The following is a 25,035-nucleotide window of genomic DNA, read 5'->3' on the forward strand; positions in this document are numbered from 1 at the left end:
TGCCCCTCAACGACCCCGAGTCAGGCGAGGTGCCCGTGGCGCGACGGCGGTCCCGACGCGAGGAGGGCACGGCGTGAGCGCCGGCATCGTGGCTCAGCCGCTGGCCGCGGAACGCCCGGGGCGGCGCCCCCAGCTCACCGACTTCCGGTTGCGGTTCGCCGGGGCCGGGGAGCAGGCGCTGGGCTCGCCGGCCGACCTCCACCGGCTCTCGGTGACCCGCCCGCGGGAGTTCTGGCGGACCTTCCTGGACTGGGCCGACCTCGCCTGGGAGGGCCCGCCGGAGCCGGTGTGCACCGGCGACGACGTCGAGACCGCGGCGTTCTTCCCCGGCGTCCGGCTGAACTACGCGGAGAACCTGCTGCGACCGCTCTGCGGGGTCGACGACGGGCGGCCCGCCCTCACCGGCGTGCGGGGCGACGGGGTGGTCGTCCGGTACAGCCGGGGTGAGCTGCGGGACCTGGTGGCCCGGACCGCCCGGGCGCTGGCCGCGCTGGGCGTCGGCCGCGGCGAGCGGGTGGCGGCGGTGGCCCCGAACCGGCCGGCCACCGCGGTCGCCGCCCTGGCCGTCGCCGCCCTGGGGGCTCCGCTCGCCACCGCCATGCCCGCGATGGGGCCGCGCGCGCTGCTCGGCCGGTTCACGCCGCTGCGCCCGGGGACGCTCCTGGTGCACCGGACGGGCGGGGCGGACGACGTCCTCGGCGCCCTCCTGGCGGAGCTGCCCAGCGTGCGCCGGGTGGTGCTGCTCGACGACCTGCCGCTGCCGGCCGCGGGCGGGGTCTCGGTGACCCGGCTGGCCGACCTGGTCGCCGCCCTCCCGGACGACGCGTCCCCGCCGTCGTGGCCGCGGGTCCCCTTCGACCACCCGCTGTGGGTGATGGCCTCCTCGGGCACCACCGGGCCCCCGAAGGGCATCGTGCACGGCACCGGCGGCTGCCTGCTCGAGCACGTCAAGGAACACCGGCTGCACCTGGACCTGAGCAGCGCGGACACGCTCTACTTCCACACCACGACCGCGTGGATGATGTGGCACTGGCAGCTCTCGGCCCTGGCCGTCGGCGCGCACGTGGTGCTCTACGACGGCGTGGTCGACGGGCCCGAGACGCTGTGGGAGCTGGTCGCGGCCCACGGCGTCACCGTCTTCGGCACGAGCCCGGCCTACCTGCAGCTGTGCGAGGACGAGGGCTACCGGCCGCGCGACGCCGTCGACCTGGGGCCGCTGCGCGCCGTCCTGTCCACCGGCTCGGTGCTGCACGACTGGCAGTTCGACTGGGTCGCCGACGCCGTCGGCCACCTCCCGCTGCAGTCGATCTCCGGCGGCACGGACCTGATGGGCTGCTTCGTGCTCGGCCACCCCGAGGCGCCGGTCCGGCGGGGCCGGTGCCAGTCGCTCAGCCTCGGCCTGGACGTCGTCGCCCTCGACGAGGACGGTTCGCCCGTCCTCGGGCAGGTGGGCGAGCTCGTCTGCCGGCAGCCGTTCCCCTCCCGGCCGGTCGGGTTCCTCGACGACCCCGACGGCGCCCGCTTCCACGAGGCCTACTTCAGCCAGCACCCGGGTGTGTGGACCCACGGCGACCTGATCGAGATCGACGCCGACGGCTCCGCCCGGATGCACGGCCGGTCGGACGGCGTGCTGAACGTCGACGGCATCCGGATCGGCCCCGCGGAGATCCGGTCGATCCTGCACCGGGTCCCCGAGGTGGCCGAGTCGATGGCCCTCGAGCAACGGCACCCGACCGCGCCCGGGCGCACCCGGCTCGTGCTGCTGGTGGTGCTCCGCCCGGGGCTGACGCTGGACGACGCGCTCGTCCGGCGGATCCGGTCGGTCCTGGCCCGCGAGGGGTCCGCGGCGCACGTGCCCTCCGTCGTCCTGGCCGTGAGCGGGTTGCCGACGACGCACAGCGGCAAGCTCTCCGAGCGGGCCGCCCGCGACACGCTGGACGGCGTGCCGCCGCGGAACACCGGTGCCCTGCGCAACCCCGAGGTCCTGGCGGAGCTGGCCGCGGCGGCCGCCGCGCACGCGCCCTCCCCGCTTCCGGAGCCGTCCCCCGTGGCGGAGCACGACCTGGGCGCGGTCGTCGCGCGGGCCTTCCGGGACGTGCTCGGCGAGGACGTGCCCCCGGACGTCGGCTTCTCCGACGCCGGTGGGACCTCGCGCCAGTCCATGACCTTGCTGCGCCGCCTGCGCCTGGAGACGGGGAGATCGATCAGCATGGAGGAGTTCCTCGCCGACCCGACGGTGCGCGGGGTGACCGGGGCGCTCGCCTCGCCCTCGGGCGAGCCGGCCGCGCTGCCCGTCCTGCGGGCCGGCGATGTCGCGCTGCCGCCACTCCACCTGGTGCACGGCGCCTACGGGGACGTCGACAGCTACACGTACCTGGTCGGGCACATCCGCACGCCCCGGCCGGTCGTCGGGCTGTCGGGTCGGGTCCTCGGTCCGGGCGGCGAGACCTGCTCGATCCCGGAGATCGCCCGGGCGCACGTGGCGCGCCTCGTCGCCGAGCGCCCGACGGGGCCGGTGCTGCTGGCCGGCTACTCCTTCGGCGGGATGGTGGCCCTCCACATGGCCCAGCTGCTCACCGGGATGGGCCGGGAGGTGGCCTTCCTCGGCCTGGTCGACGTCCTGCCGCCGTACGGCTCGCTGACCAGGGGGCAGCAGCTGATGCGCAAGGCCGCCGGAGCGGCGGCCATGCTCGTGCCGGGCATGTCGAACCGGACCCTCGCCCAGGCCTTGGCCGGCGCACGGGGGCTCTCCCGTCCGGCTGCGGACGAGCGGGCGCTGGCCGACGCGGAGAGCGCGTACAACGACTACCGCCCGGCCCCGTACGCCGGTCCGGTCACGTACTTCCGGGCGCGGCGGCGGGTCCCCGTGTTCACCGAGCTGCTCTACACCTGGCGGCGGCTGGTGCCGCAGCTGCGGGTGGTCGACGTCCCGGGCGCGCACCACGACATGCTCGGGCAGCGGCACGCCCCGGGTCTCGGGGCCGCGCTCTCGGCGAGCCTGCCCCGGTCCGCCTGACCGGGCGACGCCTCGTGCCGGACCGGTCCGTCCCGTTCCTCCGGGTCTGGCGCGTCGACCTGGCGGACCCGGCGTGGGACGTCGAGCGGGAGAGCCGGCTCCTCGCGCCGGCCGAGCGCGCCCGCGCGGACCTCGGCGTGCCGGCCGTGCGGACCCGCCGGGTGCTGGTGCGGTCCGCGCTGCGCCGGGTCCTGGGCGGGGTGCTCGACCTGCCGGCCGGCCGCGTGCCGCTGGAGTCCGTCGACGGGCGTCCGGTCGTGGCCGGCGCGGCGGACCTGCACGTGTCCTGCTCGGCCAGCGGGGACGTCGGGCTGGTCGCCGTCTCGGCCGGGGTCCCGGTCGGCGTCGACGTGCAGCGGCACGATCCCGGCGAGGCCTGCCGGGCGTTCGCGGAGGACTGGCTGAGCACCGAGGAGCGGACCGCGCTGGCCGCGCTGCCCGCGGGGGAACGGCTGGTCGCGGTCACCCGGTGCTGGACGCAGAAGGAGGCCGTGCTCAAGGGGATCGGCGTGGGGCTGCGCCGTCCGCCCGGCTCGGTCGACACCCCGGTCCGGGCCTCCGGCCGCGTCGGGGACTGGGTCCTCGCGCCGGTGGCGGTGCCCCGTGGCTGCGTCGCGAGCGTCGCCGTGCGGACAGCGCGGTCGCCGGCCGGCGTCCCGACCGGCCTGCTGCACCCACCGTCGTCCGCGGCCGACGACGTGCGCTGAGGGCGCCCTCCCGGCCAGCGACGGCGCCCTCCGCGCACACCGTCCGCAACGGCGCGGGCTGTCAGCCGACGATGCTCACTGGTCGGCTTCCGCCCCCGGTCCGCTCCTCGCTCGCTCTGCCCGTGGGTCGCCTGCGCGGTCGCTCCGCTCCTCGCTCGCTGGCGCTCGCTGCGATGCTCACTCCCTGTCGGCTCCGCCAGCTCGCTGCGATGCTCCCGCGGGCGTCAGCCGACGATGCTCACTGGTCGGCTTCCGCCCCCGGTCCGCTCCTCGCTCGCTCTGCCCGTGGGTCACCTGCGCGGTCGCTCCGCTCCTCGCTCGCTGGCGCTCGCTGCGATGCTCACTCCCTGTCGGCTCCGCCAGCTCGCTGCGATGCTCCCGCGGGCGTCAGCCGACGATCTCGGCGCGCTCCGCCATGTACTCCGCCACCGTGCACAGCGGCGGTCGCTCGTCGACCGCGACCGTCGTGCTGCTCGGTACGAAGCGCCGCCCGTCGTGCTCGAACTGGGTGAGCAGCCCACCGGGCTGCAGCCGCCGGCGGCCCGGCCGCCCGCGCTCGGCCCGCGCGAGCACGGTGGAGACGATCTGCCCGGCCATCCGGCCCAGCGCCTCGTCGGTCTGGTGCGAGTGCTGGCGCACGCCGAGGTCCACCTGGGCCAGCCCGTACAGCCCGCAGACGTGGAGCAGGTCGACCAGCAGCCCCACCTCCACGCCGTAGCCGGAGACGAACGGCACCTGCTCCAGGGCGGACCGGCGGCCGGCGTACTCACCGCCCAGCGGCTGGACGAAGCCCGCCAGCTCCGGCCACAGCGCGTTGAGCAGCGGCCGGGCGGTCAGCTCGGTGACCCGGCCCCCGCCGGCGGGCCGGTGCTGACCGTCGACGGTGAGCGGGCGGGTGTAGCAGCCCTTCACGTAGTCGACCCGTTGGTCGGTCAGCAGGGGGGCGAGCAGGCCGGGCACGTAGTGCGAGACGTCACCGAGCAGGTCGGCGTCCATGAACAGGACCAGGTCGCCGGTGGTGACGGCCAGCGCCTTCCACAGCGCCTCGCCCTTGCCGGGGCGGGTGCCGTGGCCGGGCAGCACGTCCCGGGTCGCGACGACCTCCGCGCCGGCGGCGCGGGCGACCTCGGCGGTGCGGTCGCTCGAGTCGGAGTCCATGACGATCAGCTCGTCGACCAGGGGCACCGCGCGCACCCAGCAGTCGGCGAGGTCGCGGACGAGGACGCCGACGGTGGCCTCCTCGTCGCGCGCGGGGAGGACGAGGCTCACCCGGTGCCCGCCGCGGCGCTTGGCGAGCAGCAGGGCATGGACGTCGATCTCGGCCAGGGAGGTGGCCGACGTGGTGCGGTGCTCGAACCATGCGCGGGCGTCAGGTCGCATCGGCCCACTCTCGGACACTGGCCCCACCCCCTGCACCTCGGCGGGGCGTCGTTCACGTGAACTTCACGTTCCCCCTCGGGCCACAGGGTGGCGGGCAGCGGGCTCCGCGGCAAGCGCCGGGCGAACGGCTCCGGCGCGCCGCGTCGGGCCCGCCGGAGCGGCAGGTCAGGCCTGCGCGGCGACCGTGTCGGTCGAGCGAGCTCCGGACCTCGGCCGGTCGCCGTCCGGCTCCGGGTGCCCCAGATCGGTCAGCCAGCCGCGCAGGACCCGGTGCAGGTGCTCGGCGCCGACGATCTCGCCGGGGTCGGCGAACGAGCGGGGGTGCAGCAGGAAGCCGCGCTGCTGGGGCCCGCCCAGCCCGCCGTGCGAGCCGACGTGCGGCTCGAACGGGGAGGCCTCGTCGGTGTGCGGGTCGTAGCGGCTGTTGATCACGACGTCGGGGCAGTGCGGGAACGTGGACGCCCGGGCGACCAGCGCGGCGGCGTGCTCCCCGTACGGCATCAGCGGGTCCTCGCCGATCACCACGCCGGTGTGCAGCCGGCGCAGCCCGTCCCGGCCCAGCGCCACCGGACCGAACTCCGCGGAGTGCACGAGCAGGAAGCCGATCCCCGGGTGGTCGACCAGGGACGGCAGCAGGTGCGGCCAGCCCCGCTCGATCGTCTCCAGCGGCGCGCGCCCGGGGACGTCGGTGAACGAGACGTGCGCCATGTGCCCGGAGACGGTGACGACGACGCCCGGGGCCACCCGGGCGACCGCGCCGTGCTCCGCGGCCGGGGTGGCCGGGGTGAGCGTGCCGGCCCGCGCGGTCCGCTCCCGCAGTCGGCGGGCGATCAGCCCGCCACCCTCGGCGAGCGCGGACGTCACCTGCCAGGACTCGGCCGGACGGCGGCTGTCGGCGGCCGGGTCGGAGAACCGCAGACCGAACAGCCGGCGCCGCTGCGGGGGCGCGGCCGGGCCGCCGCAGAGCCGGCCGACGAGCGCCTCCACCGACTCGCCGAACCGGTCGGTGAACGTCTGGCCCTGGGTCTGGCCGTGGTCGGACAGGCACGCCAGGTGGTAGGACCGCGGCGCCAGCTGAGCGGCCCGCCAGAGCCGGCCGATCTGCTGGTCGATGCCGCGCAGCACCTCGAGCGTGTCGAAGCGCTCGATGCCGGAGTGGTGGGCGACCTCGTCGTAGCCCAGGAAGTCCGCGTAGACGACGGGGCGGCCGGCCATCATGTCCTCGAGCAGCGCGTTGACCACGACGTCCCGGGAGATCACCGTCGTCCCCGGCCGGGCCAGCGGGTAGATCCCCCCGCGTTTGACCCGCGGCCGCACGTCGGCCCGGCGCTGCCGGGCCGCGGCGGCCAGCTCCCGGTACACGTCGACCAGGGAGACGACGATCGTCCGCAGCGCGTTGAACGGGTTGGCGAAGTAGGCGTAGTACCCGGCGCCGATCCGGTCCCGGGCGCGCCGTTCCCGCCGGGAGCGGCGGGCCACCACGACCGCGAGCGAGCTCATGGTCAGCGAGACGTGCGGCGCGTCGCCGGTGAACAGGTTGCCCCGCCCGGCGCCACCACCGGCCAGCAGCCCGCGCCCGTCGGAGTGCCGCCGCTCCACCTCGGCGGCGTCCTCCGGATGGGAGACGGCCACCACCGCGTCCCGGTCCTTCTCGTACCAGCGAAAGCCGAGGACGTCGTCGTTGGAGCCGTGCAGGATGCCGCAGACGCTCGCTCCCGTCTGGGAGCTCCAGTCGGTGTGCCAGGACCGCAGCACGTGGCTCTCCGCGCGCAGCCAGGCGGCGAAGGTCGGCATGGAGCCGTCCCGGACCGCGCGCCGCGCGACGTCGTGGCCGAGGCCGTCGATCTGCAGGAACAGCACCCCGGGCGGGCAGTCGACGAGCTGGGCGGTGGCCCGCCGGCGGACCCGGCGGAAGAACAGCTCGTCCTCGTTGACCGCCAGGACGCTGCTGATGACCCCGGTGATCCCGGCCATCGCCACCGCGACCACCACCGAGGTCGCGAACGAGTGCACCTCCACCCCGGGGATGGCGTAGAAGACGGCGAGCACACCCGCGCCCATGAGCAGGAAGCTGCCCAGGCCCAGGGTGAAGAAGGCGATCGGCAGCGCGACGCGCATGACCAGCGGCCAGACCACCGCGGCCGAGACGCCCAGCAGCAGAGCCGCGACCGGCGGGTGCCACCAGGCGCGCATGGCGAAGCCGCTCAGCCAGGAGTCCAGCCAGACCAGCGCGCCGGTGACCGCGGCCCAGACCAGCAGCAGCCGGGCGAGGGTCCGGCCGGTGCGCAGCACCCGCCCGGTCGAGGGGGTCCCGGTCACGGCCGCTCGCACCCCGCGGGGGACGGCGCGGGGTTGCGGTCGGGGTCCTCCTCACCGCCGCCCCGGTGGCGGCGGCGGGGGAGCAGGTTGAGCAGCAGCCCGACCAGCAGCACCAGCAGGGTGGCGATCAGCGTCGCGATCAGCGGGGAGTCGAAGATGCCGCCGCTGAGCACGCCCAGTGCGGCGTACGCGGCGGCCCAGACGGCCGCGGCGGCCAGTGCCGCCGGCAGCAGCCGGCGCCACGGATAGGCCAGCGCACCCGCGGCGAGCAGGACGGGGATGCGGCCGGCGGGCAGCAGCCGGCCGACAACGACGATCTGCCAGCCGTGCCGCCGGAACTGCTCGCGCACCTCCTCGATCCGCTCGGCGTGCTGCCCCCGGGCCACCCAGCGCACCGCCGCCGGGCCGCCGAACCGGCAGATGCCGAAGGTGATGACGTCGCCGAGGAAGGCGGCCAGCGTCGACAGCAGCAGGACCAGGGACAGGGAGAGCTCGTCGGTGGTCACCGCCACCGCGGCGCCGGCGCCCACGACCGCCCCGGTGGGCACCACCGGGACGACGGAGCCCAGCAGCACCCCGCCGAAGACCAGCGGGTAGCCGAGCGAGGCCGGGTCGGTCCAGCTCACGGCGAGTGCCGTCGCGCCGCCGGTCACGGCGTCTCCTCGAGCCGGGGTCGAGCGGCCAGCCACCGGCCCGGCTGGGGGAGGGCGACCGGCGCACCGGGCTCGGTCAACGCCACGTGGGTCAGCGGGGAGTGGGCGGCCACGGCGGCGGCGAAGCGCCGGGGCGGCTCGATGAGCAGCCGGCGCATCCGGTCCCGCCAGGGGTTGGGGAGCCAGGTCATGCCGGCCGGGGCGAGCGTGCCCCAGTGCACCGGGACGACGACCCGGGGGCACAGCATCCGGACCGCCTGAGCGGCCCGGAGCGGGTCGAGGTGGCCCGGGCCGAGGTCGGGGCCCCAGCCCCACACCGGGAGGAGGGCGACGTCGACGCCGTCCGCGCCCAGGTCGGCCAGCCCGGGGAACAGGTCGGTGTCGCCGGCGGCGTACACGGTGACGCCGTCGCCACGCAGCAGGTGCCCGACCGCGGGCGCGTGCGGACCGGAGGTGAGCCGCGGGCCCCAGCGGTGGGCGCTGTGCTGCGCCTCGGTGGCGGTGACCGTGAGCCCGCCGTCGGTCAGGGACTGCCCGGGCGCCAGCTCCTCGACGGCGGTGAAGCCCTTGCCGCGCAGCCAGCGACCGGCTCCGCGCGGCACCACGACCGGGGTGGACCGGCCCAGCCGGCGCAGCGACGGCAGGTGCAGGTGGTCGGTGTGCAGGTGGGACACGACCACCAGGTCCACGCCGGTGCAGGTCTCCTGCGACGGCAGCGCGGCGACCCGGCGCAGCGCGCCGACCCCCGGGGTGAGCAGCGGATCGGTGAGGACCGTCCGGCCGGCCAGCTCGACCCGGACGGTCGAGTGGCCGAGGAACCGCAGGGACGGGTGGCTCACCGGCCCAGTATCGGCGCGGGCGAGCGCCCGGGTCATCAGACTTCCGCGTGCGACCGGGACGCCGGCAGCGCGACCGCCGAGGACGGGTGCCGGAGGAGCACCGCGAGCTGGGCGGCGGTCAGCGCGGTCGGCAGCACCGCGCCGGTGACCGACACGAGCCCGCCGGCGCGGACGTCGGCCAGCATCTCCGGCGAGTCGACCTCGGTGGCCACGGTGTCCAGGCCGAAGCCGTGGGCGCTGCGCGCGATCGCGGTGAGCACCTGCAGGCTCCGCCCGGGGTGGCGGGGGACGTCGAGCGCCCGCATATCCACCATGACGACGTCCAGCGGCACCCGGGCCAGCAGCGCCCAGAGGGTGGACCCCATGCCGTAGTCGTCCAGCGCCAGCCGCACCTCGGCCTCGTGCAGCGTCAGCAGCGCGGGGATGAGCGCGGCCGAGGACGTCTGCAGCACCTCCTCGGTGAAGGAGAGCACCAGCCGGGAGGGGGCCAGCCCGCTGAGGGCCAGCGCCGCCGCCACCTCGCCGGGCAGCTCGTCGGCGTGCACCAGGCCGGCCGGCAGGTCGACGGTCACCAGCAGCTCCCGGTCGAGCGCGACCGCCTCGCGGCAGGCCGTGCGGACCACCCACTGCTGCAGCGCGGCCGTCTGGCCCTGCCGCTCGGCCGCGGCCCACAGCTCCGGTGCCGGCAGCACGCCGAGCCCGGGGTGCACCCACACCGGCTGGGCGCGCACCGCGGAGATGACCCCGGTGTCGCCGTGGGCGATCGCGTCGAACCGCAGCTGCACCTCGCCCTCGGCCAGCGCGGACGCGACGTCCCTGCTGGCGGCGGCCTGCCCGACCAGGTCGGCGGTGTGCACCCGCCAGCAGCCCTTGCCGGCCTCCTTGGCCGTGCGCAGGGCGGTGTCCGCCTCGCGGAAGGCCAGCTGCCCGCCGCCGGGGTGCACGCGGGCCACGCCGACGCTGGCGCCGACGATGAAGGTCCGGTCGCCCACCCGGCAGGGCTGGGCGAGCACCTCGACGATCCGCCGGGCGGCCTCCACGGCCGCCTCCTCGTCCCCGACGACCAGGACGGCGAACTCGTCGCCGCCCAGCCGGGCGACCAGGTCCTCGCTGCGCAGCAGCCCCTGCAGGCGCCGGGCGACCTCGATCAGCAGCAGGTCACCGGCCTCGTGCCCGGCGGTGTCGTTGACCGCCTTGAAGCCGTCCAGGTCGAGCACCAGCAGGCTCCGCTCGTCCGAGGCGGCGCTCAGCGTGGCCAGCTCCCGGAAGAGCATGGCCCGGTTGGGCAGCCGGGTCAGGTGGTCGGTGAAGGCCATCCGCTCCAGCTCGCGCTCGCGGCGGCGGCGGGTGCTGACGTCGCGCAGCTGCAGGACCCGCCGGTCGCTGCCGGGCCGCTCGTGGTGGGTGACCTCGAGGTCGCGGAACTCGCCGGGGGCCCGCGGCACCCGGAGGGAGACGACGGGGTTCGCCTCGCCGCCGGCCGCGGTGAGCTCGCGGAGCACGCGGGCCCGGTCCTCGGTGGGCAGCAGGTCGAGCAGGCCCGGGTGGCGGTCGCCGTCCGGGTCGATGCCCAGCAGGGTGCGCGCGGCCGGCGAGGTGAACTCCAGCCGCAGGTCGGCGTCGACGATCGCCACGCCGTCGGTGCTGGCCTCCACCAGCCCGCGGAAGTCCTCCTCACTGCGGAGCAGGTCGTCGCGGATGCGCCCGCTGTCCCGGATCCGGTCGAACAGGCGCACCACCAGCAGGCTCAGCAGGACCGCGGTGCCGATGATCGTGACCGGCCCGACGGGCAGGTCGAAGACGACCGCGGCCAGCAGGGTGGCCGGCACCCCCACGAGCGCGCCGACCTGGAGCACCAGGCCGACCGGGTTCACCGTGGGCCGGCTGGCGGCGGGGTCGCCGTCCCGGCCCGGCGGGACCAGCTCGACGGCCAGCACCCCGCTGACCATGGCCAGCAGGACGGCGACGTCCGCGGCCAGCTCCCACGTCCGCGCGGACTGCACGACGGAGACCGAGAACAGCGCGGAGGCCAGCCCCAGCAGCGTGATCATCACGGCCAGCGCGGTCGCCGAGCGGCGCAGGGCGGTGGCCGACACGGTGCACAGCGCGGCGGCGAGCCCGACGGAGAAGGCGGGGTAGGCGCCGTAGGCGAGCAGCAGCGTGCTGTCGACCGGGTCGGCGCGGAAGGCAGGGGAGATGAGCAGGACGTCGGCCATCACGATGAGGGCCGCGACCACGGTGGCGCCGTCGAGCGCGAGCACGTGCCAGCGGCCGCCGGTGCCGTGCCCGGCCAGCAGCACGCAGCTCAACGACAGCCCGAGCGTGGCCAGCACGAGGACGAGGTCCCCGGTGGCCGGGCCGCCGTCCTCACCGTCCAGCCCGGTGGCGCTGAGCAGGTTGGTGAGGGCGAAGAGCAGGGAGGCGACGGACAGGACCTGCCACGGCCGGTGGCCGCCGTCGAGACGGCGGGTGAGCCGGTGCACGCGCCAGGCGGTCCAGCCGGACACCGCGGTGAGGACCAGGTTGCCCCACGGGGCGTCGGCGGGGGCGGATGCCCCGACCGCGAGCGCCAGCAGTCCGGCCAGCGTCGCCAGCACGGCGTGACGGACGGGGCCGTTCACGACGCACCCCCGGCACCGTGGTGCACGGGCAGGACGGCGTCCGGCGCGGGACGGCCCGGGAGGTCGTGGACCAGCGCGGGAGCCGGCAGCGGGTGGGCGAGCAGGAAGCCCTGGACGAACCGGTGCCCCATGTCGCGCAGCAGCTGCAGCTCCGCCTCCGTCTCCACGCCCTCCACGACCACGGCCAGGCCCAGGCTGGCGCCCAGGTGCAGGACTGAGGCGCACAACGCGCGGCGCTGCCGGTCGTGTTCCACGTCGGCGAGGAAGTGCCGGTCCATCTTGAGCACGTCGATGGGCAGGCCGGCCAGATAGGCCAGCGACGACCAGCCGGTGCCGAAGTCGTCGACCGCGATCCGCACGCCCAGCCGGCGCAGCCGATCCAGGTCGGCGACGACGTGGCCGTCGTCGAGCAGCAGGGACTCGGTGATCTCCAGGACCAGCCGGCCGGCGGGCAGCCCGCTGGCGGCCAGCGCGGCGAGGACGTCGTCCACCAGTTCCCCGCTGCGGACGTGCCGCGCCGAGATGTTGACCGCCACGACCAGGTCTGTGTGGGGCAGCGCGGCAACCGTCGCGGTCGCCTGCGCGAGGACCCAGCGGCCGACCTCGTTGATCAGCGGGGACTCCTCGGCAAGGGGGATGAACTCGGCCGGGGAGATCCTGCCGTAGACCGGGTGCGTCCAGCGGAGCAACGCCTCGACCGAGGCGGTGCGTCGCAGCGCCAGGTCGACGACCGGCTGGAACACCAGGTGCAGCTGGCCGTCGGTGAGCGCCCGCTCCAGATCGGCGCGCAAGCTCTCCTCCCGGCGCCGGGTGAGGTGCAGCGCGTCGGAGTGGCGGCGGACCCGGCCGGGCCCGGCGGCGCGGGCGCTGCGCAGCGCCAGGTCGCCCCAGCGCAGCGCCTCGCCGGCGTCGACGTCGGCGGCCAGCGCGGTGACCCCGGCGCCCGCGGAGAGCCGGACGCCGACGGCGGGCTGCCCCTCCACCGCGGTGACCAGCCGGGTGGCGACCACCTCGGCGTCGGCCACGGTGCCGGTCACCAGCACGGCGAACTGGTCCTCGCCGGTGCGGGCCAGCCAGTCGTCGCCGCGCAGCGCCCGGGCGAAGCGGGTGGTGAGCTCGCCGAGGACCGCCGCCGCCGCGCCGTCGCCGGTCGCGGGCAGCCCGTCGACGCCGAGGACGACCAGCGAGGTGCCGTGCGGCGCGGTCCCGCGCAGGACGGAGGTCAGCCGCTGGGTGAACGCGGCGCGGTTGGGCAGCCCGGTGGCCGGGTCGACGGTGGTGAGGACGGCCGGTTCCGGAGCGGTGGCCCGCGGCCCGGTCGGGGTCACGTCGCGGCAGTAGACGACGAGCGCGCCGACGTCGGGGTCGCTGCGCAGGTCGTGCACGCGGGCCTGGACCAGCCGCCAGCGGCCGTCCACGTGCCGCACCCGGACGGTGCGGGTTTTGGCCGCGGCGCACTCCCCGTCCGGGGTGGCGGGCGCCGGGTGCAGCAGGTCGCTCGTGTCGTCGGTGTGGACGACGCCGGCGATCGAGAGCCCCACGGCGCTCGCGGGGTCCACGCCCAGCATTCCGGTGATCGCCGGGGACACCCACTGGACCCGCAGGTCCTCGTCGAGGATCACGACCGGGTCGGCGCTGCCCCGCACCAGGGTGTGGAACGAGGCCTCGCTGCGCTGCAGCTCGGCGGTCAGCCGCCGCTGGGCCCGACCCGAGATGCCCTGGTGGAGGGCCAGCACGGCCAGTCCGAACACGCCGAGCAGGACGGCGGACGGGTGCAGCTCGCGGGTGCGCCACACGCTGACCAGCAGCAGCGACCCCGCAAGCATCGCGGTCACGTGCGGCAGCAGGGCGGCCAGCTCCGAGCCGCCGGTGCCGGGGGCGGGGACGCGCGGCCGCTCGCCGGGCCGGTCGCCGCGGCAGGCGATGGCGAGCAGGCCCAGCCCGAGGACGCTCACGCCGGAGGCCAGCAGGTGCAGCCCGGCGGGGCCGGCGGTGATCGAGCACAGCCCGCTGGCGACGGTCGCGGCCAGCTGCGCCGCCAGGACCAGCAGCCCGACCCGCCGGTCGGCGGGGGAGCTCACCGAGATCAGCACCAGCGCGAGGCCGGTGCCGACCGCGGTGCTCAGCAGGAGGACGAACAGCGTTCCCGTCTGCGTCGCCGACAGCAGGACGGGGTCGGCGATGGTCAGCCGGAACACGCTGTGGACCAGCAGCAGGTCCGCGACGACGAAGAGCGCCAGCGAGCAGGCCAGCTGGGCGCGGGCGGTGCGCACCGAGTTCCGGTCCAGCAGGTGCAGGACCGCCGGCACCGCGAGCAGCTGTCCGGGGAGGCTGCCCAGCGCCATGGACCCGGCCGGCAGCAGCCCGCCGGCCAGGGCGGCACCCAGGCCGCTGACCGCGACCGACGCGGCGAACCAGCGCCAGGCGCGCGCGTGCCCGGTGCGCGGCGCGCGGACGGCCAGCAGCACGCTGAGGCCGAGGACGGCGCCGAAGGTGAGGACCACCGTGAGCGTGCTGCCGGCCGGCGGCAGCACGAAGCCGGGGACGGTGGTGACGGCGGCGGCCACGAGCGTCAGGACGAGGGGTCGCGCCAGCCCGGCCGAGGCACCCCTGACCGGGGAGCCCCCGGCACGGACGGGGTCGACGAGGATGGCGGAGCTCACGTTTCTTGTTCTCGGAACTGGACCGTCTCGAGTGAACGGGCCGGTCGACGTCCTCACCCCGGCGGGGGAGGGAGGTGTCCGCACCGGTGTGCTGGGGGCTCCAAAGTCACCACGTTGGTCATGGCGACCGGACGCGCGGGGCGTCCCCGCAGGTGGCAAACTGCCTGCGTGAAGACGTGGCTCGACGCGTGGCCGGTGTACCGGCAGCTCACCGGGTCCGACCCGCTGGGGCGGGGCAGGGCCGCACGCAGCAAGGCGACCGAGCAGGTGGTCAGCCGCACCGCGACCGCCGACCGGGTCGTGAAGTCGGTCTGCCCGTACTGCGCCGTGGGGTGCGCGCAGAACGTGTACGTGAAGGACGAGCGGGTCGTCCAGATCGAGGGCGACCCGGACTCGCCGATCAGCCGCGGCCGGCTGTGCCCCAAGGGCAGCGCGAGCAAGCAGCTGGTCACCAGCCCCACCCGGGTCACCACGGTCAAGTACCGCCGGCCGTACGGGACGGACTGGGAGGACCTCGACCTCGACACGGCGATGGAGATGATCGCCGACCGCGTGCTGGCCGCCCGGGACAAGGGCTGGCAGGACGCGGACGAGGGCCGGCGCGTCAACCGCACGATGGGCATCGCCAGCCTGGGCGGCGCGACGCTGGACAACGAAGAGAACTACCTGATGAAGAAGCTGTACAGCGCCCTGGGCGCGATACAGATCGAGAACCAGGCCCGCATATAGCACTCCTCCACGGTTCCCGGTCTGGGAGCCTCGTTCGGCCGTGGTGGCGCAACCAACTTCCTGGAAGACCTGGCGAACTCCGACTGCATCGTCATCGAGGGTTCGAACATGGCCGAGTGCCATCCGGTCGGCTTCCAGTGGGTGTCCGAGGCGAAGGCCAGGGGCGCCAAGATCGTCCACATCGACCCGCGGTTCACGCGGACGAGTGCGATCGCCGACCTGCACGTGCCGATCCGGATCGGCACCGACATCGCGTTCCTCGGCGGGTTGATCAAGTACGTCCTGGACAACGACCTGTACTTCAAGGAGTACGTGGTCGCCTACACCAACGCCGCGGCGCTGGTGGGCGAGGACTTCGTCGACGCCGAGGACCTCGACGGCCTGTTCTCCGGCTTCGACCCGGAGAGCCGCACCTACGACCAGGCGAGCTGGCAGTACGAGCCGGTCGAGCCGGAGCACGCCAGCTCCGACGACCCGGCGAGGGCTGCCGAGCAGGAACGGTCGGGGCAGCAGGAGTCGGTCAAGGACGCCAAGCAGGCCGACGCCGCCGGCAGCGGTGGCCCGCCGATCCCGGCCAAGCCGAAGCGGGACGAGACGCTGCAGCACCCGCGCAGCGTCTTCCAGATCCTGCGGCGGCACTTCGACCGCTACACCCCGGAGATGGTGTCCGAGGTCTGCGGCATCGAGCCGGAGGTGTTCGAGCAGGTCGCGCAGTGGGTCACCGCGAACAGCAACCGCGACCGGACGACGGCGTGGGTGTACTCGGTGGGCTGGACGCAGCACAGCGTGGGCGCGCAGTACATCCGCACCTGCTCGATCCTGCAGACGCTGTTGGGCAACATGGGCCGCCCCGGGGGCGGGATCATGGCGCTGCGCGGGCACGCCAGCATCCAGGGGTCGACCGACGTCCCGACGCTGTTCAACCTGCTGCCCGGCTACCTGCCGATGCCGCACGCCGCCCAGCACGGGTCGCTGGACGACTACTGCGCCGACGCCGCCGGCAAGGCCGGCTTCTGGGGCAACAAGCGGGCCTACATGGTCAGCCTGCTCAAGGCCTGGTTCGGCGACGCGGCGCAGCCGGAGAACGACTTCTGCTTCGACCTCATCCCGAAGATCAACGGCGACCACAGCTCGTACCAGACGATCGCCCGGATGATCGCCGGCGAGGTCTCCGGGTACTTCCTGGTCGGGGAGAACCCCACGGTCGGGCACCCGAACAGCCGGATGAACCGGTTCGGGCTGGCCAACCTCGACTGGCTGGTGGTCCGCGACCTGCAGATGATCGAGTCGGCGACCTTCTGGAAGGAGGGCCCGGAGATCGAGACGGGGGAGATGTCCCCGGAGACGATCGGCACCGAGGTCTTCTTCATGCCGGCCGCCACGCACGTGGAGAAGGACGGCACCTTCACCCAGACGCAGCGCCTGCTGCAGTGGCGGGTCAAGGCGGTCGAGCCGCCGGCCGACGCGCGCAGCGACCTGTGGTTCTACTTCCACCTGGGCCGGATCCTCCGGGACCGGCTGAAGGACTCCGCGGACCCGCGGGACCGGGCCCTCCTGGCCATGACCTGGGACTACCCGACCCACGGCGAGACCGCCGACCCCGACGCGGCGTCGGTGCTCCGCGAGATCAACGGCGTGGGGCCCGACGGCCGCGCGCTGTCGACCTACCTGGACATGAAGGACGACGGGTCGACCAGCGGTGGCTGCTGGATCTACACCGGCGTCTACGCCGACGAGGTCAACCAGGCCGCCCGGCGCAAGCCGCGCACCGAGCAGGGGCCGGTGGCGTCCGAGTGGGGCTGGGCGTGGCCGCTCAACCGCCGGATGCTCTACAACCGGGCCTCCGCCGACCCGGACGGCAAGCCGTGGAGCGAGCGCAAGAAGTACGTGTGGTGGGACGAGGAGGCCGGTCGCTGGACCGGCGACGACGTCCCCGACTTCGAGGCGACCAAGCGGCCGGACTACGTGCCGCCGGAGGGTGCCCGGGCGCAGGACGCGCTGGCCGGCAACGACCCGTTCGTCATGCAGGGCGACGGGAAGGCCTGGCTGTTCGCGCCGGCCGGCGTGGTCGACGGCCCGCTGCCGACGCACTACGAGCCGCTCGAGTCGCCGGTGGGGAACGCGCTGTACGCGCAGCAGTCCAACCCGGGGGTCGAGCGGATCAACGGCCCGTGGAACCGGGCCAACCCGGACCGCAGCGACGTCTACCCGTACGCCGTCACCACGTACCGGCTGACCGAGCACCACACCGCGGGCGCGATGAGCCGGACGCTGCCGTACCTGGCGGAGCTCCAGCCGGAGTTCTTCGTCGAGGTGAGCCCCGAGCTCGCCGCCGAGCGCGGCCTGGTTAACGGCGAGTACGCCACGCTGGTCAGCGCACGGAGCGCGGTGGAGGCCCGGGTGCTGGTCACCGAGCGGATGCGGCCGATCAAGCTGCGCGACGGCCAGGTCGTGCACCAGATCGGCATGCCCTACCACTGGTCCTACACCGGGATCTCCACCGGCGACGCGGCCAACGACCTGCTCGGGATCGTGCTCGACCCGAACACGCACATCCAGGAGTCGAAGGTGTCCACCTGCGACATCCGGCCGGGCCGCCGGCCGCGCGGGCCGGAGCTGCTGGAGTTCGTGGAGGACTACCGGCGGCGGGCCGGCGTCGCGTCCGGGAAGGTCGGGGTGAACGGCCGCGAGCCCGCCGGCAGCGAGCAGCCGCGGGTCGAGAGCCCATGACGTCGACAGCGAGAGGAGGCCGGGCATGAGCTGGGTCAGTTCGGCGAGCCCGGCCCTCAGCGGCCGGGACGAGAGCAACCGCCTGTTCGGGCCGCTGCCCGATGTCTCGGCCGAGGCGGGCTACACCGACGACCACCCGCGCCGGGTGGGGTTCTTCACCGACACGTCGGTCTGCATCGGCTGCAAGGCCTGCGAGGTGGCCTGCAAGGAGTGGAACACGCTCCCGATGGACGACTCGCACGGCGTCAAGGACCAGATCGGCCTGTCCGGCATGTCCTACGACAACACCGGGATGCTCGGGGCCAACTCGTGGCGGCACGTGGCGTTCATCGAGCAGAGCCGCGCCGTCGACCTGCCGATGCCCACTCACCGCCGCCCGGGGGACGACCGCACGGACGACGCCTCCACGCCGCACCTGGCGCGGGGGGACGACCCGGATAGCCTGGCGCGGAACCAGGCCAGCGTGCTCAACGCCGAGGCGCTCAGCGAGTACGACCCGCAGACCGGGCAGAGCGGCACCGACAAGCAGATCCGCTGGCTGATGTCCTCCGACGTGTGCAAGCACTGCACGCACGCCGGCTGCCTGGACGTCTGCCCGACGGGTGCGCTGTTCCGCACCGAGTTCGGCACGGTCGTCGTGCAGGGAGACATCTGCAACGGCTGCGGCTACTGCGTCTCGGCCTGCCCGTACGGCGTCATCGACGTCCGGAAGGACGACGGCCGGGCCTTCAAGTGCACGATGTGCTACGACCGGCTCACCGACGGCCTGATGCCCGCGTGTGCCACCGCCTGCCCGACCCAGTCCATCCAGTTCGGTGACCTCGACGAGCTGCAGGCCCGGGCCGACGCCCGGCTGGCCACGCTCCAGGGCCAGGGCGTGGAGACCGCACGGCTCTACGGCCGGGACGAGAGCGACGGTGTCGGCGGTGCCGGCGCGTTCTTCCTGCTCCTCGACGAGCCGGAGGTGTACGGCTTCCCGCCGGACCCGATCGTCACGACCCGGGACCTCCCCGCGATGTGGAAGGCGGCCGCGGCCGGGGCGGCGATGATCGTCGGCGTCGTGGCGTCGGCGTTCGTGGGGCGGCGGCGCTCGTGAGTGGGCAGAAATGGCCATCTCTGCCCCGAGGAGGACGGGCGTGAGCGAGCAGCCGACCGGGAACGAGCCCGCGGGCGAGGCGCCGGGAACGCCGGGTGCCGGCTGGCACCGGGCCGGCGGCGCGGACGTGACCCGGCCGCCGCGCAAGCGCCGGCGGGGCAACGGCGGTGGCTGGGGCGGCGGCAACCGCGAGGCCGCGATGGTGCCCGAGGCGGAGTTCACCTCGTACTACGGCCGGCAGATCGTCAAGACGCCGACCTGGAAGAACCCCGAGGTCCCGATCTACTTCTTCCTCGGCGGGGCGGCCGGGACGTCGTCGGTGATCGCCGCGCTCGCCGAGTTCACCGGCCGGCCGAAGCTGGCCCGCAACGCCGAGTACGTGGCGGGCGCCGGGGCCCTGGCGTCGGTGGTGCTGCTGATCGACGACCTGGGCCGGCCGGAGCGGTTCCTGCACATGCTGCGGGTGTTCAAGCCGACCTCGCCGCTGTCGGTCGGGTCCTACATCCTCTCGCCGTTCAGCGCCCTGGCCGCGGCCGCCGCCGGGGTGCGGCTGCTGGAGCTCCGGCCGGTTCTCGGCACCGCGGCGAAAGTGCTGCCGTTCCTGCCGCGACTGGCCGGGACCTTTCCGGCGCTGCGCAAGGCCTCGGCCGTGGGCGCCGGGGTCTTCGGCGGGCCGATGGCGACCTATACCGCGGTGCTCATCGCGAACACCGCCGCGCCGAGCTGGCACGAGGCCCACGCGGAGCTGCCCTTCGTCTTCGCGGGCTCCGCGATGGCGGCCGGCGGTGGCCTCACCATGGCGCTGACCCCGGTCGAGGAGAACGGGCCGGCGCGCAAGGTGGCGCTGACGGGCGTGGCGATCGAGCTGGCCGCGATCCAGCGGGTCGAGCACGGTCACGGCCTGCTCAGCGAGCCGTACCACGAGGGCAAGGCGGGGACGCTGCTCCGCGCGGCCCGCGCGGCGACGGTCACCGGTGCGTCGGTCACCGCGCTGCTCGGCCGGAAGCGGGGCGGCTCGGTGCTCGGCGGGGTGCTGCTCGCGGCCGGCTCGCTGCTCACCCGGATGGGCGTCTTCGAGGCGGGCATCGCCAGCACCAAGGACCCGAAGTACGTCGTCGTCCCACAGCGGGAGCGGCTCGACCAGCGGGCGGCCGGTCGGGCGGTGGGGGAGGACGAGGCCCGCTCCGTCGTCCGCTGAGCACATCGGGACGGGCCCGGCCGGCGCCGCGCCGGGTCGGGGCGCAGACCGGGGAGCGGCTGGACGCCGAGACCCCGGCCGACCGCAGCGCCATGCTGCCCAGGCCGTCGTCCCGTCGCGAACGGAGGGACGGCGGAGCGGATCAGCCGCGGCGGGCGCGCAGCCGGGCCAGCGCGTAGCTGCCCGCGGTGAGCGCCGTCCCCTCGACGATCGCCCAGGCGCGCGCCACGCCGCCGCGGGGAGGGTGCGCAGCACGTAGCCGCGCTCGGACTCCGGTGCGTCCTGCCCGGCCAGCGTGCTGACCACGGCCTCGGAGCGGCCCTCGGCGCGGCGGCGCCGGCGGAAGTAGGCGCGGGTCATCCGTCAGCGCCCCGCCGGGCGCGCAGGGCACGGGTCGTGGCGACCGTGGTGGCGAACAGCAGGACGGCGGCGAGCACCCCGTACGGCACGCGCACGCCGGCGTCGGCGAGCGGCCAGAGCAGCGGGATGCCGGGGCCGCCGGCGACGTCGCGCACCAGGTGCAGCACCAGGCCGGTGGCCAGCCCGAGCAGCAGGTGCCGGTGCCGGGGACGGACCCGGGCGGCGGCCAGGATCAGGAGCACGGTGAGCGCCGAGTGGGTGACCGGCCGGCCGTCCGGCTCGGCGACCGGGCCGCCGAACGCGTAGAGCGGCAGGTGGTCGAGGTCGATGGCCACGGCGCCGACGAGCACCCAGCGGAGCGGGACCCGTACGGCGAGCGCCGGGACGGCGGCCAGCACCAGCCAGGCGGTGAGCAGGTGGGCCGGCTCGTCGAGCACCCCCACCACCGGAACCGGCCACGCGCGGGCGGCCTTGACCGCGTCCAGTGCAAGGACGACGAGAAGGGCGAGGACCGGCCAGGCCGGCGCCACCCGCATCGGCGGGCGGGCGCCCCGGTGCCGGGCGGTGCTGCCGCCAGCCGCCGGGACCACGGTCAGGCGGTCACGGTGGAGCCGGCGCCCACGGGCACCGCGGCGTTCGCGACCAAGGCCGGGGTGCGGATCATGTGCGGGGCGCGCGCGACCGACGTCGCGGTCCGCGGCGTGGGGATCTGCACCTCGGCCACCTGGGCCAGCCGCGTCGGGGTGGTGCTGCGGCCGTCGACGACCCGAAGACGGCGCACGTCCGGGTGTGTCCTCTCGAGAGGGGCACGGGTCCGGTGTCGCCTCTGCTCACCGCCGGGCCATGGCGACCAAGACGCGCCCGACGGGTCAACGCTCACCCGTCAGCACGATAGCTGTTGACTGTCCGTCGTCGACCCAACGGTGGTCCGGTGTCCGGCGATCTCGTCGTCGCCCCGCAGCACCCCGCCAGGTCCGAGCGGCGATCACGCTCCGCTGCTCGTCGGTCATCTTCCTGACCGCCTCGGCGGAGAAGCCGGCCGACGGGCAGACCGCAGCCAAGGCCGTGGACGGCTGCGTCGACGACTGTCCCGGCGACCACACCGCCGAGTGGGCGGCGCCGAACGGCGGGGTCGCCACCTGGCTGCGAGCACCCATTCGGCTGTCCGCGCCGGCGCTCGGTGAGATCCGCTGATTGTGGCGGCGACGGAATGGTGAACGCCGTCGTCCCGGAGGCGGACGTGGACGCCACCCAGGCGACAGCGTCGTTCCCCCGGCCTGGCCGCCCGCTCGGCGGACGTCCCGGGCGCACCAGGAACGGCCCACGCGGTCAGCGGCGGCTGCCGCTGTAGCGGAGGACCCGGCCCCCGCCGACGCTGCGCGCGGCGGTCAGGCACAGGATGGCCCGGCGGTGCACCTCGCCGGCGGAGGCCTCGGGGGAGATGCCGGCGATGCCCGCGCAGGCGGTCAGGCCGCCGACCCCGGCCGCGGCGACGGCGGCGACGAGCCGGTGGGCCGCGGTCTCGGCGTCGGCGGCGGCACCGTCGAGCAGGACGGCGAACTCGGTGGGGCCCGAGCGGGCGAGCCAGTCGTCGCCGCGGGTGGAACGGGACAGCAGGCCGGCGATGCGGTCCAGGTCGCTGCCGGGCAGCGGCCGGCCGTCGTCCCGGCGGAGCAGGCCCACGAGGACCAGCGCGGCCGGGGCGTCGGCGGAGGTGGGCGCGCGCTCGGTGATGCGTTCGAGCAGGTGCACCCGGGTGGGCAGCAGGGTGACCGCGTCGACGGCGGCGTCGAGGCGCAGAGGCACGATCGGCATGCCGGGATGGTCGTCACGCACGGCGGCCCGGTTGACCCCCAGGTCCCCTGCCTCCCTCCCGGGGGTGAGCCCGGGCACGGCCGGTGTTTCGGCCGCCGCCGTCAGCCGATCGGGCGGGGCGGACGTCACAGTCGGTCAGAGGGCCCCCCGAACGGGCGATGTCGAGGTGACCGTCCGTAGCGTTGACTGGTCCCCGGGCCGGAACGCCACCCCTGACGGTCACCCACCGTCAGCGGAGGACGCCGGCCCGCCTGATCGACCCGGGGCCGGGCTGCCTCCCCCGCGCCCGGCCTCGGGTCCCGCGCTTCCGCTCTGTCGCCGACCTCCCCCCTCGGCGGCGGAGCGGGACCGGCGGGCCCGGTCGGTCAGCGGCCGAAGGTCCCGGCCAGCTCCTCAAGCACCGCGTCCAGCGTGGCGGTGGCGGCGGCCGTCGTCGCCGTCGTCGTCGGAGCGCTCGTCGGCGACGGCGAGCTGTCAACCCCCGGAGCGGACCCGCCGTCGCGGTCGCGGTCCCGACGTCGCTCGCGGGTCGTCTCCGGTTCCGGCTCCTCGGTGGGCTCGGTGACCTCGGGCTCGGTGACCTCGGGCTCGGTGACCTCGGGCTCCTCGACGTCCGGGACGGTGAACGCGACGGGGCCCTCGTCGTCCTCGTCGTCCTCGTCGTCCTCGTCGTCGGGCTGCCCGGTGGGCTCGGGGCTGCGGGTGGGCGTCGGGTCGCTGCCGGACCGGGAACCGGGGGCCGGCGTCGCCTCAGCGGTGCCCGGCGGGTCCGCCGGCGTGGTTCCGGGCGCCGGCGTCCCATCCGTCGCGCCGGGCGCCGTCGCGCCGGTCGCGGTCGTGGCCGGCGCGGGCGTGCCGGGTGCCGTCGTGGTGCCGCCGGGGACCGGCCAGCCGGGGGTGGTCGCGGCGAGCCACCGGCCGGCGGTGGAGTCCGGCAGCGACGTGGCGGAGATGAGGTCGGGTGTGGCGTTCAGCGCTGCCGCGCCGACGAGGGCGCCGCCGCGGCTGAGCTCCTCGAGGGTGGCCGCCGCCTGACTCGGATCGGCCGCGATCTCGGCGGCCACGGCGTCGCTCATGCCCAGCCCGGTCGCGGAGCGCGCGAGCACCGGTGCGGCCGCCATGCAAAGCAGTGCCCCCGCGGCGATCACGCGCTGCGGTGTCCGGCTCGGCGCCGCCGGTCCGCCCTCGGCGGGAGCGGCGTGCCGCCGTCGCACGGGCGCCGGAGCGGCGGCGAGGGCGGCGTGCCGGCCCCGCACCGGCTCGGGGAGCGGCGGCGGAAGGACGGCGCGGTGCCGACCGGTGTCCGGCGGTGTCTCGATACGGCGGTGACGGCCGGTGTCCGGGCCGTGTCCTGCGGCGTGCAACGTCCTGCGTCCCCCTCTGGCGGTCGGTCAGCGGACCGACTTCCAGCACGGTAATTCGCATGGCACTCCGTGCCCAAACGGTTACCGCGTGTCCGGTGCGACACGCCGAGGTCCGACGGCCGAGACGGTGATCGCGTCGAGCGGCGGGTCCCGCTGGCACGTTGGCGCGACCCGTGCCTGCGCTGACGTGAGAGGGCGCCACCATCGAGGCCTGCGCTGACGTGAGAAGGGCGCCACCGTGGATGCTGCAGCCGCCGGAGGTCCCACCAGCGCGGCTGCCTCCCTGACGTGCCCCCACCGACCCCGCCCTCGAACGTGAGGCGCTCCTCGGTGTGGTGGGTCTTCCCTGCGAGGTCCTCGGCTCGCGCCCCTTGGAAGGGGGCGTTGCGGGATGGTTCGATGGTCCGCGCGCCCGGTCGGGAGCTCGGCGCCAGATCGGTCCAAGGAGTGTCTGATGCGCAGTGGCGCGGTCGTGACGGTGGTGATCCCGACCCACAACCGTCCTCAGCTGCTGCGGCGCACGCTGGACTCGGTGCTCAACCAGGAGGACGTGCCGGTCGAGGTCGTGATCGTCGACGACGGGGGCGCGGCGCGCGCCTCGGACGCTCTCGACGGACAGGGGCTCCAGCACGTCCGCGTCATCCGGCACGAGCGCAGCAAAGGGGTCTCGGCGGCGCGGAACGCCGGCCTCGCCACCGTGGGCACACCGTGGGTCGCCTTCGTCGACGACGACGACCTGTGGGCCCCGCGGAAGCTGGCCGCCCAGCTGGACGCCCTGGCCGCCACGCCGGCGGCGCGCTGGAGCTGCGTCGACGCCGCGCACGTCGACGCCGACCTGCGGGTGCTGTTGTACAACCGGGTCTCGAGCCCCGAGGACGTGCACACGAACCTCACCCGGGGGAACGCCGTTCCGGGCGGGGGATCCGGGGTCCTGGTCGACAGCGAGCTGGCCCGCGAGGTGGGCGGCTTCGACGAGGACATCTCGATCCTGGCCGACTGGGACTTCAACCTGCGGCTGAGCAGCCGGTCGCCCGTGGCCCCGGTACGGGAACTCCTGGTCGCCTACTTCGTGCACATCGACTCCATGTACCACAACCCGACTGGCGTGCTGCGCGAGCTCCGCTACCTCGAGCGAAAGCACTCCGCGATGCCCGACGGCCGGTCGTTCCACTTCGAACGGGGCCCCTGGTACACGAACCTGGGCATCATGTCCCACCGCACGGGCGACAACCGGGGTGCGGTGGCCTTCTTGGCGAGGGCGGTGCCCTACACCGCGACGGTCCCGACGCTCCGGGAGATGCACGCCAGCCTGCCCAGAGTCTTCCGCCGGCGGCCACCGTCCTGGCCCGCCGACGTGAAGCTGACCAGTTGGCTCCAGCGCTACGCGGGCTCCCTGAGCTGACGCTGCTCCGGATCGGTGATCTCCGGGGAGGGGGCAGCGCGGCGGTCGCGCAACCTCCGGCCCCACGCGCACGTCGTGGGCAGGTCGTGGACCCCGGTGTCGCTTCGCGCCGGGCTCGCCACGCCGGCCACGTCGACGTGGCA

The 25,035-nt window shown here is 75.3% G+C and carries 16 protein-coding genes and 1 pseudogene; 7 read left to right on the top strand and 10 right to left on the bottom strand.

Features of this window, described 5'->3' with window-relative positions; all coding sequences use genetic code 11:
* The first annotated feature begins 73 nt into the window (after positions 1-73).
* Both HK417_RS00075 and HK417_RS00080 read left to right on the top strand, forming a co-directional pair.
* Positions 74-3,016 carry an acetoacetate--CoA ligase gene (locus HK417_RS00075; RefSeq protein ID WP_222262093.1) on the top strand — a complete coding sequence of 981 codons (2,943 nt, stop codon included), beginning with the start codon at positions 74-76 and terminating at the stop codon, positions 3,014-3,016.
* A gap of 14 nt (positions 3,017-3,030) precedes the next feature.
* The gene (locus tag HK417_RS00080) at positions 3,031-3,723 is read left to right on the top strand and encodes a 4'-phosphopantetheinyl transferase family protein (RefSeq protein WP_308123275.1); all 693 of its coding nucleotides are present in this window, start codon (positions 3,031-3,033) and stop codon (positions 3,721-3,723) included.
* Between the two features lie 387 nt (positions 3,724-4,110).
* On the opposite strand, the gene HK417_RS00085 is transcribed toward HK417_RS00080, so the two are convergent.
* From HK417_RS00085 to HK417_RS00110, 6 genes are all read right to left on the bottom strand, one after another.
* Positions 4,111-5,103, bottom strand: a complete 993-nt coding sequence (locus HK417_RS00085) for a glucosyl-3-phosphoglycerate synthase (protein WP_222262095.1) — start codon at positions 5,101-5,103, stop codon at positions 4,111-4,113.
* A 165-nt stretch (positions 5,104-5,268) separates the two neighbouring features.
* The gene (locus HK417_RS00090) at positions 5,269-7,422 is read right to left on the bottom strand and encodes a phage holin family protein (protein ID WP_222262097.1); all 2,154 of its coding nucleotides are present in this window, start codon (positions 7,420-7,422) and stop codon (positions 5,269-5,271) included.
* Positions 7,419-8,075 (bottom strand): DedA family protein, encoded by a 657-nt coding sequence (locus tag HK417_RS00095; protein ID WP_222262099.1) that lies wholly within the window; start codon positions 8,073-8,075, stop codon positions 7,419-7,421. The genes HK417_RS00090 and HK417_RS00095 overlap by 4 nt, the downstream gene beginning before the upstream one ends.
* On the bottom strand, positions 8,072-8,914 hold the full coding sequence (locus HK417_RS00100) for an MBL fold metallo-hydrolase (protein ID WP_222262101.1): 843 nt from the start codon (positions 8,912-8,914) through the stop codon (positions 8,072-8,074). The genes HK417_RS00095 and HK417_RS00100 overlap by 4 nt, the downstream gene beginning before the upstream one ends.
* Positions 8,915-8,949: 35 nt before the next feature.
* Positions 8,950-11,535, bottom strand: a complete 2,586-nt coding sequence (locus HK417_RS00105) for a diguanylate cyclase domain-containing protein (protein WP_222262103.1) — start codon at positions 11,533-11,535, stop codon at positions 8,950-8,952.
* Complete coding sequence (locus tag HK417_RS00110) at positions 11,532-14,198, bottom strand: putative bifunctional diguanylate cyclase/phosphodiesterase (RefSeq protein WP_222262105.1); 2,667 nt, start codon at positions 14,196-14,198, stop codon at positions 11,532-11,534. The genes HK417_RS00105 and HK417_RS00110 overlap by 4 nt, the downstream gene beginning before the upstream one ends.
* Before the next feature lie 120 nt (positions 14,199-14,318).
* Between HK417_RS00110 and fdh the strand changes: the two are divergent.
* The 3 genes and pseudogenes from fdh (at position 14,319) to nrfD (ending at position 19,951) form a co-directional block, all read left to right on the top strand.
* Positions 14,319-17,657: pseudogene (gene fdh, locus HK417_RS00120) on the top strand (formate dehydrogenase).
* Positions 17,658-17,682: 25 nt separating this feature from the next.
* The gene (locus tag HK417_RS00125) at positions 17,683-18,753 is read left to right on the top strand and encodes a 4Fe-4S dicluster domain-containing protein (RefSeq protein ID WP_222262110.1); all 1,071 of its coding nucleotides are present in this window, start codon (positions 17,683-17,685) and stop codon (positions 18,751-18,753) included.
* Between the two features lie 40 nt (positions 18,754-18,793).
* A complete protein-coding gene (nrfD, locus tag HK417_RS00130; protein WP_308123276.1) occupies positions 18,794-19,951 on the top strand; it encodes an NrfD/PsrC family molybdoenzyme membrane anchor subunit in 1,158 nt (385 codons plus the stop codon).
* 356 nt (positions 19,952-20,307) lie between these two features.
* Here the strand turns inward: nrfD and HK417_RS00135 are convergent, their stop codons facing one another.
* Both HK417_RS00135 and HK417_RS00140 read right to left on the bottom strand, forming a co-directional pair.
* A complete protein-coding gene (locus HK417_RS00135) occupies positions 20,308-20,901 on the bottom strand; it encodes a metal-dependent hydrolase (RefSeq protein ID WP_222262113.1) in 594 nt (197 codons plus the stop codon).
* Positions 20,902-20,903: 2 nt separating this feature from the next.
* Positions 20,904-21,092: a hypothetical protein gene (locus tag HK417_RS00140; protein ID WP_222262115.1), complete on the bottom strand. Its 189-nt coding sequence runs from the start codon at positions 21,090-21,092 to the stop codon at positions 20,904-20,906.
* A gap of 62 nt (positions 21,093-21,154) precedes the next feature.
* Here HK417_RS00140 and HK417_RS00145 point away from each other — a divergent pair, with 62 nt between their 5' ends.
* The gene (locus HK417_RS00145; RefSeq protein WP_222262117.1) at positions 21,155-21,505 is read left to right on the top strand and encodes a DUF7402 domain-containing protein; all 351 of its coding nucleotides are present in this window, start codon (positions 21,155-21,157) and stop codon (positions 21,503-21,505) included.
* A gap of 135 nt (positions 21,506-21,640) precedes the next feature.
* Here HK417_RS00145 and HK417_RS00150 read toward each other — a convergent pair whose 3' ends face one another.
* On the bottom strand, positions 21,641-22,126 hold the full coding sequence (locus tag HK417_RS00150) for a hypothetical protein (protein WP_222262119.1): 486 nt from the start codon (positions 22,124-22,126) through the stop codon (positions 21,641-21,643).
* 365 nt (positions 22,127-22,491) lie between these two features.
* Positions 22,492-23,490, bottom strand: a complete 999-nt coding sequence (locus tag HK417_RS00155; RefSeq protein ID WP_222262121.1) for a hypothetical protein — start codon at positions 23,488-23,490, stop codon at positions 22,492-22,494.
* A gap of 454 nt (positions 23,491-23,944) precedes the next feature.
* On the opposite strand from HK417_RS00155, the gene HK417_RS00160 reads away from it, so the two are divergent.
* The gene (locus tag HK417_RS00160; protein WP_261325557.1) at positions 23,945-24,892 is read left to right on the top strand and encodes a glycosyltransferase family 2 protein; all 948 of its coding nucleotides are present in this window, start codon (positions 23,945-23,947) and stop codon (positions 24,890-24,892) included.
* The last annotated feature ends 143 nt before the right edge of the window (positions 24,893-25,035 follow it).

The organism is Modestobacter marinus (assembly GCF_019799945.1).
Classification (GTDB): domain Bacteria; phylum Actinomycetota; class Actinomycetes; order Mycobacteriales; family Geodermatophilaceae; genus Modestobacter; species Modestobacter marinus_B.

What these genes read in the sequence shown, in the direction of transcription:
- HK417_RS00085 (WP_222262095.1), bottom strand. Translation starts at nt 5,103, where the DNA reads ATGCGACCTGACGCCCGCGCATGGTTCGAGCACCGCACCACGTCGGCC.
- HK417_RS00125 (WP_222262110.1), top strand. Translation starts at nt 17,683, where the DNA reads ATGAGCTGGGTCAGTTCGGCGAGCCCGGCCCTCAGCGGCCGGGACGAG.
- HK417_RS00145 (WP_222262117.1), top strand. Translation starts at nt 21,155, where the DNA reads ATGGCGACCAAGACGCGCCCGACGGGTCAACGCTCACCCGTCAGCACG.
- HK417_RS00150 (WP_222262119.1), bottom strand. Translation starts at nt 22,126, where the DNA reads ATGCCGATCGTGCCTCTGCGCCTCGACGCCGCCGTCGACGCGGTCACC.
- HK417_RS00160 (WP_261325557.1), top strand. Translation starts at nt 23,945, where the DNA reads ATGCGCAGTGGCGCGGTCGTGACGGTGGTGATCCCGACCCACAACCGT.